This window comes from Fontimonas sp. SYSU GA230001, assembly GCF_040066175.1.
Lineage (GTDB): Bacteria > Pseudomonadota > Gammaproteobacteria > Nevskiales > Nevskiaceae > Solimonas.
This window is the reverse complement of record NZ_JBEAAM010000018.1, coordinates 37,991-51,311: the sequence shown is the minus strand read 5'-3', so window position 1 is coordinate 51,311 and position 13,321 is coordinate 37,991. Positions and strand designations below refer to the sequence as shown.

The following is a 13,321-nucleotide window of genomic DNA, read 5'->3' as shown; positions in this document are numbered from 1 at the left end:
ATCAGCGTCGTTGATGGCAGGGCGTTCAGTCACGCGCCGCGTTCACCGCCGCGGCCAGATCCTTGAGCAGCGCCGCGTACTCGCCGCTCATCAGCGCGAAATCGATCTCGAACTGCTGTTCCGGTGGCAGGCCGTCGCTCTCATCGCGCACGCGCTCCATGTCGAGGAACTTGAGTCTGCGCAGCTGCAGTTTGTCGTCGATGACGAAACTGAGCCGGTCCTTCCAGGTCAGCGCGAGGCGCTTGACGACCTTGCCGTTGGACAGGTGTCCGGCGATGTCCTTGCCGTCGAGGGCGTGGCGCAGGTAGCGCACGGTCGCCTTGTTCTCGTCGGGCACGGTCAGTTCGCATTCGTCGTCGAGGTCGAATGCGCCGGGGGCCTCCCTGGCGGCGAGCCAGGCCGTCATCAGCGCGTCCATCGACGGCTCCGACTGCAGCGGTGTGACCGGCAGTTCGCCGAGCGCGTTGCGCAGCGTCTGCGTGAAATCATCGGCGCGCGTCGGCGCGCTGGTGTCCACGACCAGCCAGCCGCCGGCGAAGTCGAACCAGCCGCGGGTCTCGCGGCGGCGCGAGAAGGCGCGCGGCGTCAGTTCGAGAGCGACCTGTTCCTTGATCTCGCGCCTGGCCTTGCGGCCGAGCTTGAAACCCTTGTCGTTTTCCAGTTTCTGGATGCGTTCGCCGGCGGCCTGGTTGACCACCGATGCCGGCAGCAGCTTCTCCTCGTGGCCCATCGCGATCAGCACCTGCCGGTCCTGGCCGTAGGCGAACTGGCCGGCGTCGTTGACCGGCACGAAGCCGCGGCTGTGCAGGTTCAGGCCGGTGCAGGGCTGCAGGGGAAATGCGGACAGCGTCGCCTCGATCTCGCCGGGCGTGCGCGTCCAGCCCGGCGGCAGCCGGTAGATGGTGAAGTTCTTGAACCACATGGTGTCGTGAGAAGGGGCGTGGCCGCGCGGGGCGGGCGGCGGGGGGCGCGGATCATAGCAACTCGGCGGGTGGCAGGGCCGGGGTCGCACCGATGGCCGGACGGCGCGTGTTTCGAGCGTCCAGTCGCCTAAGATGCGGACGATGGACCTACCCGTCCGGCGTTCCATGCTCGACCTCGCACTGGTGCTCGCGCTCGCCTGGATCGGCGCGACCGTTTTCGCGCGGCTCGCCGCCGACGCGATGATCTTCCAGCCGCCGCCATCCAGCTATGCCGGCGAGATGCCCGGCCTGTACCTCGTCCAGACCAGCGACGGGGTGCGCGTGGCGACGCTGTATCTGCCGAACCCGGTGGCACGCTACACGCTGCTCTACAGCCACGGCAACGCCGAGGATCTCGGCCATGTGGCGCCCGTCCTCGCGCTGCTGCGCGGCGCCGGTTTCGCGGTGCTCGCCTACGACTATCGCGGCTACGGCGCCAGCGACCGCGTGCGGCCGACCACGCAGGGCGCGCTCGAGGACGCGCGCGCGGTGTACCGCCACGCGACGCAGGCGCTGGGCATCGATCCGTCACGGCTGATCCTGCACGGGCGCTCGGTGGGAGCGGCTCCGGCGATCGAGCTGGCCGCGTCCGAGCCGGTCGCCGGGCTGATCGTCGAGAGCGCCTTCGTCAGCGCCTACCGGGTGCTCACGCGCGTACCGCTGCTGCCGATGGACCGCTTCGACAATCTGTCGCGGATCCGTTCGGTGCGTTGCCCGGTCCTGGTCATCCACGGGCGGCGCGACGACATCGTTGCGTTCTGGCACGGGGAGCGTCTGCTGCGCGCTGCGCCGAGCGCGCGCCAGTCCTGGTGGCTGGACGGCGCCGGTCACAACGACCTGGTCGCCGTGGCCGGTGCCGAGTATCCACGCCGCTTGCGCGCGTTCGCCGACACGCTCGGACGCCCCGACTGAACGCGGTGTTTCCCTCATCGACAGTCGAAAAGGGACCGTGTAGAGTCCGGCACGCATGCGCTGGGCGGGTGTTCCGGGTGGTTGTGCCCTCGGCGGACCCTCCGACCGCATGCCCCACGGGCGGGCAGCCCGGCCTCAATCAGTAACAATAGGGAACGTCGTATGTCTAATCTCTCCACCGGCACCGTGAAGTGGTTCAACGATGCCAAGGGCTTCGGCTTCATCACCCCGGAAGGCGGCGGTGAAGATCTGTTCGCCCATTTCCGCGAAATCCAGGGCACGGGTTTCAAGACGCTCAAGGAAGGCCAGAAGGTGCAGTTCGAAGTGCGCCGCGGCCCCAAGGGTCTGCAGGCGGCAGCGATTCGTCCGCTCTGATCTTCCAGGACACCGAATTACCGAACCCCGGCCAGCGGCCGGGGTTTTTCTTTGGGCGACGGTCCGCGCTCAGCGCCGATCCGGTCCGCCGCGCTCGGGATCGTCGCGCCAGGGGCGCCGCGGCGGCGGGCTTTCGAGCAGGATCCGCGCCTGTTCGGCCGAGATCAGCTGCGCCTGCTGCGCCTGCAGGATCGCGTGCTTGTGTGCGGCCTGCATCGCCGCCTGCATCGCCGCGCGATCGAGGCCCAGCGTTTGCGCGGCCGCGCGCGGGCCATCGTCCTTGAGCAGCGCTTCGATCTCGGCGGGCGGCCGGCCGCTGCGCTCGGCCAGTTCCTTGACCAGCGCATTGCCGACGATCATGCGACCCAGTGAAGGCTGGTGCATGCGCAGCGCCCGTTCGTCGGCGCTGCCGGCGGGTGGCGCGTCCGCGGCGTGCACGGTGCCGACGTAGAGCACGGCGCCGCCCAGCAGCGCGGCACCGGCGAGGATGCGCGTCAGTCGCGGATCGAGTTTCAGTGGTGTCATCGGGTGTCTCCATCGTGGGGCGAGCCGGCCGCGGCGGGCCGCGGCCGTCGGAGTGGAGCATGGACGTGCAGCGTGGGGATTGTGTGGAGAAAGCGCGTGGACTGCGCGTGCGCATGCCGGCCCCGCGCCCGCGCTCCGTAAGATACGGTCATGCACATGTCGCTGTTCTGGAAACTGTTCGCGGTCCAGGTGCTCGCCGCGGTGACGCTGCTCGCCGGCGCCCTGCTGGTCGTGCGTCAGCAGACCGCGAGCAGCTTCTCGGTTTACGTCGAGGCGCGCGAGCGGCAGCGCATGGAGGACGTGGCCGAGCGCATCGCGGAACAGTACGCGAAGACGCCGGACCTGCGTCGCGCCGCCGAGTCGGCCCGTGAACTGCGGCGCCGTCCACGACCGTGGCCGCCGGACGAGCGTCGCGACGGCGCGCGTGCCGACGGAAACCTCGTGCCGCGGGTTCCGCCGCTACGCGCGCCGCTGACCGTGTTCGACGCCAACGGCGCGCGTGTCGCCGGTCCGCCGCTGCCGCCGCTCCACCGGGAGCCTCTGCGCGTGCCGATCGAATCGGGCGGCGCCGTCGTCGGTCATGTCGTGCGGCCGCCGGTGCCGAACTGGATCGCGCCCGACGAGGCGGGATTCGCGCAGCGCCAGAGCCGCAGCCTGCTGCGCATCGGCTTGCTCGGTCTGCCGGTCGCGGCACTGTTCGCCGCACTGAGCAGCGCGCTGATCCTGCGTCCGATCCGCCAGCTGTCGGACGGCGCTGCGGCGCTGAGCCGCCGCGAGTTCGCCACGCGCATCGACACGCGGCGGCGCGACGAGCTCGGCCGGCTCGCCGCCGACTTCAATCGCCTGGCCGAGGCGCTGCAGCGCTACGACGACCGGCAGCGCCAGTGGCTGGCCGACATCGCCCACGAGCTGCGCACGCCGATCGCCGTGCTGCGCGGCGAGCTGGAGGCCCTGGTCGATGGCGTGCGTGCGCCCGAGCCGCAGCGCCTGCGGTCGCTGCAGCAGGAGGTGCTGCGGCTGGCGGCGCTGGTCGATGACCTGCACCTGCTGTCTGTGGCCGAGTCCGGCGCGCTGCGCCTGCAGCGCGAGCCGGTGGATCCGGCGACGCTGCTGCGCGAGGCGCAGGCGCGCTTCGATGCGCGCCTGCGTGCCGCCGGGTTCGCCGTCGAACTGGACGCCGGCGCGGGGCTGCCCGCGATCGCGGTCGATGCGCAGCGCATCGCGCAGGTGCTCGGCAACCTGCTGGAGAACGTGCTGCGCCATGCACAGCCGCCGGGGCCGCTGCGCCTGAGCGTCGCGGTCGCCGCTGACGGCGTGCGCTACTCGATCTGCGACGCCGGTCCCGGTGTTCCCGCCGACGCCTTGCCGCGCCTGTTCGACCGCCTGTACCGCGCCGAGTCCGCACGCTCGCGCGCCGATGGCGGCGCCGGTCTGGGGCTTGCGATCTGCCGCTCGATCGTCGAGGCGCATGGCGGCAGCATCCATGCCGAGGTCGCACCCGGTGGCGGGTTGTGCATCCGCTTCGATCTGCCGCAGGTGAGTCCGTGAGCGCGCGCATCCTCATCGTCGAGGACGAGGAGAAGATCGCCAGTCTGTTGCGCGACTACTTCGTCCACGACGGCCACGCGGTCGAGGTTCTACATCGCGGTGACGAGGTGCAGGCCGTGGTGCGCCGATGGCGGCCCGATCTGGTGGTGCTCGACCTGCAGCTGCCGGGCCGGGACGGGCTGGCGGTGTGCCGGGAACTGCGCGCCGCCGGCGCCGCGCCGGCCGTGATGATGCTGACCGCGCGGGTCGATGAGGTCGATCGCCTGCTCGGCCTGGAGCTGGGCGCCGACGACTACGTCTGCAAGCCGTTCAGTCCGCGCGAGGTCGTCGCCCGTGCGCGCGCGATCCTGCGCCGGCTGCAGCCGCGGACCGATGCAGGTGGCCGCGTCCTGCGGGTCGGACCGATCGAGCTGGACCACGCTGCGCACCAGGCGCGCGCCGCAGGTACGACGCTGACGCTCACGCCGATCGAGTTCAGTCTGTTGCAGGCGCTGCTCGAACAGCCGCAGCGGGTGTGGTCGCGCGGCCAGCTGCTGGAGCGCGCGCGCGGCACCGATTTCCCCGGCTACGAGCGCAACATCGACAGTCACGTCAAGAACCTGCGGCGCAAGCTCAGGGACTGCCTGGACGGGCGCGACCCGATCCGCAGCGTCTATGGCGTCGGCTACGGACTGGACGCCGCGGTGCTGGCCGACTGAGCCGTATTTCCCAGCGCACGATGCCGCCTGCGGCACTACACTCTGCGGCCTTTTGGCTGCTGGCGATGTCGATGAAGGATGTGCCGATTCCCGAGTCCGATACGGTGCTCGGCCCGCGCGTGCCGCGGCGTGGCAATGCGTTTTCGCGCGCGCTGGGCCGGCTGCTGCTGCGGGCGATCGGCTGGCGCGTGGTCGGTGACCCGCCGGATGCCCCGCGGTTCATCGTCGCCGCCGCGCCGCACACGTCGAACATGGACGGGCTGATCTTCCTGATCGCGGTGTTCGCGATGGGGCTGGATCTGCACTGGATCGGCAAGCACACCTTGTTCCGCGGTCCGTGGGGGCCACTCCTGCGCTGGATGGGCGGCATCGGCATCGACCGTCGCCGGTCCGGCGGGCTCGTGCAGCAGGTCGTGGACCAGTTCGCGGCACGCCCGCAACTGGTGCTGGTCATCGCGCCCGAGGGCACGCGTTCGCGCACCCAGCAGTGGAAGAGCGGCTTTTACCGCATGGCCGAGCAGGCGCAGGTGTCGATCGCGCTGGGTTTCATGGACTACCGTCTCAAGCGGGTCGGTTTCGGCCCGGCACTGACCGCGACCGGTGACTTCGGCGGCGACCTGCAGCGCATGGTGGCGTTCTACGGCCGCGTCACGCCGCGCAAGCCAGAACGGTTCAGTGCGCCCGCCGGCAGCGAATGATGCCTATTGGCCGCGCTTGGGCTTGAGCATCGTGCCGGTGCACGTGCGTGCGCCGCAGCGGCAGGCCCAGATCTTCTTCAGCCGCGGCGTGTGCGGCTCGTCGAGGCGGATGCCGTAGTCGTAGGTCAGTTCCTCGCCGGCCTTGATCGGGCGGATCGTTTCGATGAAGACGCGGTCCCTGCGCCGGTCGCCGCGCGCATCCTCGTAGAGCACGGCTTCGCAGTTCGGTTCGCAGCTGTGGTTGATCCAGCGCGCCGAGTTGCCGCCGACGTTGGCGTCGATCACCCAGTCGTCGTTGAGCGTGAACAGGAAAGTGTGGCCGCTCTCGGCATCGCCGCCGTAGCAGCGGTCGATCTCGTCGTGCGGGCGCAGCGCGCCACGGTACTGGATCACGCGCAGACCCTTGGGCAGATCGCGCGCGGCGAACACGCCGTTGCCGTGAATCGGCGAGCGGCGCAGGACGATGTTGCGGGTCATTGCGCGAATTCGTTCATGGGGGGGTGCTTCGGGGGCGGCATTATGCCCAAGTGCCGCAAGCATCGTGCCGACCCAGGTTCATCGTCCGCTCAGATTGGCCCGGGCATCCTCGCCGGCGCACAGCGTCGTGCGATTCCATCCGATCCCCCATGACCCATCGCAAGCATCGCCTGCTCAGCCTCGCCGCCGCACTCCTGTTCGCTCTGCCCGCCGCCGCGATGGCCGACGATTACACGTATCTGGAGGGCGGCTTTCTCGACCGCGACAATGGCCGCCGTGCCGATGACTCCGGATTGCGCATCGCCGGTTCGGGCTCCATCACGCGGGACATCGCGCTGATCGGCGAATACGCCGACACCGGCAACTTCGAGCAGTTCAGTGCCGGCGCGATCTTCCACGCGCCGATCGAGCGCGGCCTCGACTGGTTCGCGGGCGCGACCCTCGAGTTCGCCGATGCGGGACGCGACGACGACACCGGGTTCGGCCTGCGCGGCGGCCTGCGTTGGCGTTTCGCCCGTGCCTTCGAGTTGAGCCCGGAAATCCGCCACGTGCGGCTGTTCGACAGCGGCGATACCTCGCTGCGCGTCGCCGGCTTGTTCCGCGTCGCACCGCAGCTGGATCTGCAGGCCGCGCTGCAGGCGGGCGACGACGACCGCATCGAGGCCGGCCTGCGCTACACCTTCGGGCCCAGCGCCCGCTGAGTCAGAACAGGCCGAGGGCCAGCCCGGCGGCCATCGTCTGCCCGAGCTCGCGAGCCTGCGCGAGGGCGCCGGGCGCGAGGCCGCCGCGGCTGATCAGGGGCTCGGCGACGCGGCGCCAGCCGTAGCCGGTGGCGATGCGTTCGATCGCACGCAGCGCGCCGCTGCCGTCGTTGTCGCAGCTGATGAACACCGCCCAGGGCAGGCCGACGGTCCTGCCCTGGGCGGGGTAGTAGGTACGGTCGAGGAAGTCCTTGAGCATGCCGGACATGTAGCCAAAGTTTTCCGGTGTGCCGAGCAGCAGGCCCTGCGCCCACAGCAGGTCGTCGAGCCCGGCCTCGCCGGCGCGCAGCATACGCAGCTCGACCTCGTCGGCGAACTCGCCGATGCCCTCGGCCGCCGCGTCCGCCAGCCGCTGCGTGTGCCCGGACTGGCTGTGCCAGACCAGCAGCAGATGTTTCACGCGGGTAGGGGCGCGCCCAGTTCGCGCGCGATGCGCCGTGCGCAGCGCTGGCCCGACAGCATCGCGCCGAGCACGCCGTGTCCGGCGCGCGTGCTGGCGCCGGCGAAGTACAGCCCCGGCAGCGGTCCGCTGTAGCCGGGGCGGTGCTCGAAGAACTGCTGCGGCGTCGCCGCCAGTCCGTAGCCGGTGCCATCGGTCGCGCGCGTGTAGCGGATGTGCGACATCGGGCTCGCCGATTCGCAGAACTCGATCGCCGCGCGGCTGCCGGGGAACAGCGCATCGACGCGCCCGATCAGGTCCTGCTCGATGCGCGACTTGAGGTCGAGATAGGCACTGCGGTTCTTGTAGTCCCAGTCGCAGGCCTGCTGCTGCGCCTGCGCACCGCTCAAGCCCCAGTGCTCGGGCTTGCCGGACAGCACCGTCATCGCTTCGACGCTGCTGATGCCGGCCGGTGCGTGGTGCGTCGTCGTCGGATCCTTGAGCGTCGCGCTGGTGATGTAGGCGCCGCGCGGCGTCATGTCGCGCGCGGTGTCGTAGAAGGACTCGAAGTCGTAGCCGTCGAACTGCCAGTAGTTCGCGTTGTTCATGCCGCGTTCGCGCATGTCGCCGCGGATGCCCAGGCAGGTCATGAAGATCGCCGCGGCCATCTCGAAGTTCCGGCTGCGTTCGCGCCACTGCGCGGGCAGCGCGTCGGCGGGCAGCAGCTGTTCGAGCGTCACGCGCAGGTCGGCGTTCGACAACACCGCCGGTGCGCGGACCTCATGTTCGGTCCCCTTGTGGTCGCGCGTGCGCACACCGACCGCGCGGCCGTCCTCGACAAGGATGCGCGCCACTTCGCGGCGCAGGTGCACGCTGCCGCCATGCGCCTCGATATAGGCCGACAGGCGATCGGCGATGGTCTGGCCGCCGCCGCGCGGGTAGTAGGCGCCGTGGAAGTAGTGGTTGCTCAGGCCCGCGTGCAGCGAGGCGCTGACGCGGCTCGGTGGCAGGCCGTAGTCGCCGTTCTGGCCCGCCATCACCGCACGCACCTGCGGATCGGTGCTGCACGAGTCGAGCAGGTCCTTGAGCGTGGCATTGCGGTACTTGTTGGCGAGGCGCCCGCGCGTGAACGCGTGCCAGGCGATGCCCCAGGACATGCGCCCCTTGTTGCGATCGACGCGGCCGAGCAGCTCGTCGATCTCGCGCAGGAAGCGCACGTAGCGGTCGATGCCGCGGCGCTCGCGCGGGAACATCTGCACGAAGCGGTCGCGGAAGCGGTCGCGGCCGACGGGGATCGGGAAGCGGAAATCCGGAAACACCAGGATGTCGAAGCCGTCGGCATCCATCGGCTCGACCGGCAAGTCGATGCCCAGGCCGCCGAGGATCTGCGGGATCTTGCCGTCCGGGCCGCAGTCACCGATGTAGTGCAGGCCGATGTCGAAGTTGTAGCGCTGGCGTGGTCCGCCGCGCGAGAACTGCGTGCAGCAGCCACCGGCGACATAGTGCTGGTCGAACACCGCGACCCTGATCCCGGCCTGCGCCAGCACCGCGCCGGCGGTCAGGCCGCCGAGGCCGGCACCGACGATGGCGACATCGGTGCGGTTCGGCGGCAGGCGCTTGACCCGCGCCTTGGTCATCCAGGTGGGGTCGTAGTCGTGTGCGTCGCGCAGTTGCATGAATCCCCGTACCGTCATATCAGAGTCGGGCAAGCATAACCGCGGCGGGCCGGATTGACCTGGGTCATCGTCCCGGGACCGGCATTGGCGGAAGGTGCGCAGAGGAGGACAGCGCGTGAGCAGGAACGGCGCAGTGGAACACATGACGGCCGTCGATCGGGCCTGGCTCGAAATGGACGCGCCGCACAACCCGATGGTGGTCAGTGCCGTGCTCGAGATCAGCGCGGTGCGCGACATCGAGGGGCTGGTCCGTCACATCGTCGAACGCCTGCTGCGGCATCGGCGCTTCCGCCAGCGTGTCGAACAGCATGGCAATACCCATGTCTGGGTCGAGGACGCGGAGTTGCTGATGTCCTACCACGTCCGCATCTTCCATCTGGACGAGCGTGCGCCCGACCACGACGTCGCCCACGCCGTCGCGCGCGAGCTTGGCCACCCGCTCGACCGCGCGCTGCCGCTGTGGCGGCTGACCTTCTTCGTGCGGCACGACGGACGGGTGACGATGCTGTTCCGCGCGCATCACGCGCTGGCCGACGGCATCGCCCTGGTCGGCGTGCTGATGAGCTGCGTCGATGGCGCCGAGATGCGCGCGGACGGCGAACGCCACGACGATTTCATCGCGCGCGCGATGGCGCGGCTGGACGCGACCTGGAGTCAGCTCAAGGCCGTCGGTCACCTGGTCTTCGACGGTGTGCAGCGCCGCCAGTACGTGTCCGAGCGCCTGCACGAGGGCAGCGAGGCGCTGGCCGCGATCGGCCGCGTGCTGATGCTGCCGGACGACAATCCGCCGTCCCTGCGCCGCGCGCTCTGCGGTACGCGCAGCGTGGCCTGGACCGATCATCTCGCGTTCGCGCCGATCCGGCGCCGCGCGCACCAGCTCGGCGTCAAGATCAACGACCTGTTCCTGGCCGCGTTTGCCGGCGCGATCGGCCGTTACCTCCGCGAGACCGAGGGCGCGCTCGATCCGGCACAGAATCTGCGCATCTCGATTCCCGTGAACCTGCGCGCACAGGACGATGGCGATCTGGGAAATTGCTTCGGGCTGGTGCTGCTCGACCTGCCGGTGGGGATCGGCGACTGGCGGCAGCGTCTGCAGGTCGTCGGCCGGCGCATGTCGCAGCTCAAGCAGTCGCCGGAGGCGCGCGCGATGCTGGTCGGCCTGGCGGCGGCCGGCCATCTGCCGGTGCCGTGGGAGAAGAACCTGGTCAACCTGCTGGCCGGCAAGGCGGCGGCGGTGGTGTCCAACCTGCCGGGTCCGGCGCGCAAGCTGCACGTCGCCGGCAACCGGCTCGAAAGCCTGGTGTTCTGGCCGCCGCAGACCGGCGGCATCGGGCTGGGCGTGAGCCTGTTCAGCTATGCGGGGCATGTCACGGTCGGCGTCTCGGCCGACACTGCGGTGCTCGACGATCCGGCGCGCCTGATCCACGTCTTCGAGGACGAGGTGGCCCTGATGCTGCACCCGCGCAAGCACCGCGCCTCCGCGCGCGCGCCGCAGGGGCAGCACGCCCGTGCTTGAGCTGTCGCGCTTCACCCGCGTCGTCGTGTTCACCGGCGCCGGCATGTCCGCGGAGAGCGGGGTGCCGACCTATCGCGGCCGCGGCGGCATCTGGCAGCAGTACGACTACCGCGAGTATGCCTGCGAGGACGCCTTCCAGCGCGATCCGGGCAAGGTGCTGGACTTCCACGAGCTGAGGCGCACGCACGTGCTCGGCTGCGCGCCGCACGCCGGGCACGCGCATCTGGCCGCGCTGCAGCGCGGCCATCCGGCGCTGTCGCTGATCACGCAGAACATCGACGGACTGCACCAGCGCGCCGGCAGCGCCGTCGCCGCCGAACTGCACGGCAGCCTGTGGCGCCTGCGCTGTGCGCGTCACGGCGTGCGCGAGGATGCCGCGGCGGGACGGTTCGAGACGCGCCGCTGCCCGCAGTGCGGGTCCATGCTGCGTCCCGACATCACCTGGTTCGGCGACCTGGTCGATGAGGCGGTGTTCGGACGCGCCCGCGCACTGATCGACGCCTGCGACCTGTTCGTCAGTATCGGCACCTCGGCCGTGGTCTGGCCGGCGGCCGGGCTGATCCCGTTCGCGCACCGGCCGCGGCCGTATCTGGTCGAGATCAATCCGGAGGAGACCGAAGGATCGGAGCGATTCGACGCCGTGATCCGCGCGCCGGCGTCCGCGCTGGCGCAATGGGTGGCGTGACACAATAGGCCGGAATCCGACACCGACCCGGTCATGGCACGCATCCGCAGCAACGGCATCGAGCTCGAATACGAGACTTTCGGCAGGGCCGGCGACCCCGCGCTCCTGCTGATCATGGGCCTCGGCGGGCAGCTGGTGCTGTGGCCGGACAGTTTCTGTGAGAACCTCGCGCGCGCCGGCCATCACGTGATCCGCTACGACAACCGCGACGTCGGCCTGTCGTCGAAGATGGACCATCTGGGCAAGCCGAACCTCGTGCGCAGCAGCCTGGCGTATCGCCTCGGCCTGCCGGTGCGCGCGCCGTACTCGCTCGATGACATGACGCTCGACGCGGTCGGCCTGCTCGACGCCCTCGGTGTCGAGTCCGCGCATGTCGTCGGCATGTCGATGGGCGGGATGATCGCGCAGCTGCTGGCGGCACGGCACGCGCCGCGCGTGCGCAGCCTGACCTCGATCATGTCCAGCAGCGGCAGCCGCCGCGTGCCGGGACCGAAACTCGCGGTGCAGCTGCGCCTGGTGCGGCGCCCGCAGCGGCTGGACCGCGAGGGCCTGATCGCGCATGGCATGCAGACCTGGCGCATGATCGGCAGCCCCGGTTTTCCGGAAGACGAACCGGTGCTGCGCGACAAGGTCGCGCGCCAGCTCGAACGCAACATCCATCCACAGGGCTTCGTGCGCCAGATGACCGCGATCATGGCCTCCGGCAGCCGCGCACCGCTGCTCAGGCGCGTGACCGCACCCGCGCTGATCATCCATGGCAAGGAGGATCCCCTGGTGCCGGTCCCGGCGGCGCACGATCTGGCGCGACACCTGCCGCATGCCCGGGTGGAGATCATCGACGGCATGGGTCATGACCTGCCGCGCGCCCTGCTGCCGCGCATCGAGCGCAGCATCCTGCGCCATGTCGAGGCCGCCGAGCGCGGCGGCCGTTGAGCGCGGCTTCGTTCCGGAGCGTCGTCGCGGCGGTCGGCCTGGGGCAGCTGCTCGCCTGGGGCAGCAGCTACTACCTGCTGGCGACGCTGGCGCGGCCGATGGCCGCCGCGCTGGACCTGCCGGGGGTCTGGGTGTACGCGAGCTTCTCCGCCGCACTGGTCGTCGCGGCGCTGCTCGGCCCCTGGGCGGGCGCGCAGATGGACCGGCACGGCGGCCGCCGGGTGCTGCTCGCCTCCAACCTGCTGTTCGCCGCCAGTCTCGCGCTGCTGGTCGTCGCCCAGGATCGCTACACGCTGACGCTCGGCTGGCTGGCGATGGGCGTGGCGATGCCGATGGGTCTGTACGACGCGGCGTTCTCGACCGTCGTCGGCATCTACGGTGCGCAGGCGCGACGCGCGATCGTCGGCGTGACCCTGATCGCCGGCTTCGCCAGCTCGGTGAGCTGGCCGCTGACGGCGTTCGTCGAGGCGCACTGGGGCTGGCGCGCGGCCTGCGCCCTGTGGGCGCTGCTGCACCTCACGCTCGGTCCGGGCCTGCACGCGGGCTTCGTGCCCGCCGGCGTGCCGGTGCGCACGATGCACGCCGCGGCGACCGCCGACGGGCCGTCTGCTGCGCCGTCGCCGCGCACCCTGTGGCTGCTCGCGGCGGTGTTCACCGCCAGCGGCTTCGTCTTCGCGTCGATGGCGGCGCATCTGCCGCGCGTGCTCGAAGCGGCCGGCTGCACGCCGGCCACCGCGGTCGCGGCCGCGGCGATCGTCGGCGTGGCGCAGGTCGTCGCGCGTGTCGCCGAAGCCAGCTGGCTCAAACGCCTGCATCCGCTGCTGACCGCGCGCCTGTCGATGGCCCTGCACCCGCTCGGCGCGACGCTGCTGGGCCTGTTCGGTGCGCCGCTGGCCTTCGTGTTCACCGCGCTGCACGGGGCGGGGATCGGCATCATGACCATCGTCAAGGGCACGCTGCCGCTGGCCCTGTTCGGCCCCGCCGGATTTGGCCGCCGTGCCGGACTGCTCGAAGCACCCGCGCGTCTCGCCCAGGCGGCGGCGCCGATCGTATTCGGGGTGTGGCTCGACGGCTGGGGCGCGACGGCCCTGTGGTGGTCTGCCGCGATCGCCGCCGGCGGATGGGCCGGACTGCTGCTGCTGCGCCTGCCGCGCTGAGTCCTGCAGCGGCACGGCG

Annotated in this window: 15 protein-coding genes; 10 read left to right on the top strand and 5 right to left on the bottom strand. The window is 70.7% G+C overall.

Going from position 1 to position 13,321, the window contains the following annotated elements; translation table 11 throughout:
* Positions 1-25: 25 nt before the first annotated feature.
* Complete coding sequence (locus tag AAG565_RS10695) at positions 26-922, bottom strand: recombination-associated protein RdgC (RefSeq protein WP_348819581.1); 897 nt, start codon at positions 920-922, stop codon at positions 26-28.
* A gap of 142 nt (positions 923-1,064) precedes the next feature.
* On the opposite strand from AAG565_RS10695, the gene AAG565_RS10690 reads away from it, so the two are divergent.
* Both AAG565_RS10690 and AAG565_RS10685 read left to right on the top strand, forming a co-directional pair.
* Positions 1,065-1,874 (top strand): alpha/beta hydrolase, encoded by an 810-nt coding sequence (locus tag AAG565_RS10690; protein ID WP_348819580.1) that lies wholly within the window; start codon positions 1,065-1,067, stop codon positions 1,872-1,874.
* A gap of 162 nt (positions 1,875-2,036) precedes the next feature.
* Positions 2,037-2,249 (top strand): cold-shock protein, encoded by a 213-nt coding sequence (locus AAG565_RS10685; protein WP_348819579.1) that lies wholly within the window; start codon positions 2,037-2,039, stop codon positions 2,247-2,249.
* A 69-nt stretch (positions 2,250-2,318) separates the two neighbouring features.
* On the opposite strand, the gene AAG565_RS10680 is transcribed toward AAG565_RS10685, so the two are convergent.
* Positions 2,319-2,774 carry a hypothetical protein gene (locus AAG565_RS10680; RefSeq protein WP_348819578.1) on the bottom strand — a complete coding sequence of 152 codons (456 nt, stop codon included), beginning with the start codon at positions 2,772-2,774 and terminating at the stop codon, positions 2,319-2,321.
* Between the two features lie 150 nt (positions 2,775-2,924).
* Here AAG565_RS10680 and AAG565_RS10675 point away from each other — a divergent pair, with 150 nt between their 5' ends.
* From AAG565_RS10675 to AAG565_RS10665, 3 genes are all read left to right on the top strand, one after another.
* Positions 2,925-4,322 carry an ATP-binding protein gene (locus AAG565_RS10675; protein ID WP_348819577.1) on the top strand — a complete coding sequence of 466 codons (1,398 nt, stop codon included), beginning with the start codon at positions 2,925-2,927 and terminating at the stop codon, positions 4,320-4,322.
* Positions 4,319-5,020 (top strand): response regulator, encoded by a 702-nt coding sequence (locus tag AAG565_RS10670; protein WP_348819576.1) that lies wholly within the window; start codon positions 4,319-4,321, stop codon positions 5,018-5,020. Before AAG565_RS10675 ends, AAG565_RS10670 begins: the two co-directional genes overlap by 4 nt.
* 65 nt (positions 5,021-5,085) lie before the next feature.
* Positions 5,086-5,718, top strand: a complete 633-nt coding sequence (locus AAG565_RS10665) for a lysophospholipid acyltransferase family protein (RefSeq protein WP_348819575.1) — start codon at positions 5,086-5,088, stop codon at positions 5,716-5,718.
* Between the two features lie 3 nt (positions 5,719-5,721).
* Here the strand turns inward: AAG565_RS10665 and AAG565_RS10660 are convergent, their stop codons facing one another.
* Entirely contained in the window at positions 5,722-6,195 is a 474-nt protein-coding gene (locus AAG565_RS10660) for an SET domain-containing protein-lysine N-methyltransferase (RefSeq protein WP_348819574.1), read from the bottom strand.
* A 149-nt stretch (positions 6,196-6,344) separates the two neighbouring features.
* Between AAG565_RS10660 and AAG565_RS10655 the strand changes: the two genes are divergently transcribed.
* Positions 6,345-6,896 carry a hypothetical protein gene (locus AAG565_RS10655; RefSeq protein WP_348819573.1) on the top strand — a complete coding sequence of 184 codons (552 nt, stop codon included), beginning with the start codon at positions 6,345-6,347 and terminating at the stop codon, positions 6,894-6,896.
* A gap of 1 nt (position 6,897) precedes the next feature.
* Here AAG565_RS10655 and AAG565_RS10650 read toward each other — a convergent pair whose 3' ends face one another.
* Both AAG565_RS10650 and AAG565_RS10645 read right to left on the bottom strand, forming a co-directional pair.
* Positions 6,898-7,356: an NAD(P)H-dependent oxidoreductase gene (locus tag AAG565_RS10650; protein WP_348819572.1), complete on the bottom strand. Its 459-nt coding sequence runs from the start codon at positions 7,354-7,356 to the stop codon at positions 6,898-6,900.
* The gene (locus AAG565_RS10645) at positions 7,353-9,011 is read right to left on the bottom strand and encodes an NAD(P)/FAD-dependent oxidoreductase (protein WP_348819571.1); all 1,659 of its coding nucleotides are present in this window, start codon (positions 9,009-9,011) and stop codon (positions 7,353-7,355) included. Before AAG565_RS10645 ends, AAG565_RS10650 begins: the two co-directional genes overlap by 4 nt.
* A 115-nt stretch (positions 9,012-9,126) precedes the next feature.
* On the opposite strand from AAG565_RS10645, the gene AAG565_RS10640 reads away from it, so the two are divergent.
* The 4 genes from AAG565_RS10640 to AAG565_RS10625 are packed head-to-tail and all read left to right on the top strand — an operon-like array spanning position 9,127 to position 13,302.
* On the top strand, positions 9,127-10,527 hold the full coding sequence (locus AAG565_RS10640; protein WP_348819570.1) for a WS/DGAT domain-containing protein: 1,401 nt from the start codon (positions 9,127-9,129) through the stop codon (positions 10,525-10,527).
* Positions 10,520-11,212: an NAD-dependent deacylase gene (locus AAG565_RS10635; RefSeq protein WP_348819569.1), complete on the top strand. Its 693-nt coding sequence runs from the start codon at positions 10,520-10,522 to the stop codon at positions 11,210-11,212. The genes AAG565_RS10640 and AAG565_RS10635 overlap by 8 nt, the downstream gene beginning before the upstream one ends.
* A 33-nt stretch (positions 11,213-11,245) precedes the next feature.
* Positions 11,246-12,145 carry an alpha/beta hydrolase gene (locus AAG565_RS10630; protein WP_348819568.1) on the top strand — a complete coding sequence of 300 codons (900 nt, stop codon included), beginning with the start codon at positions 11,246-11,248 and terminating at the stop codon, positions 12,143-12,145.
* Entirely contained in the window at positions 12,142-13,302 is a 1,161-nt protein-coding gene (locus AAG565_RS10625; RefSeq protein WP_348819567.1) for an MFS transporter, read from the top strand. The genes AAG565_RS10630 and AAG565_RS10625 overlap by 4 nt, the downstream gene beginning before the upstream one ends.
* Positions 13,303-13,321: the final 19 nt, after the last annotated feature.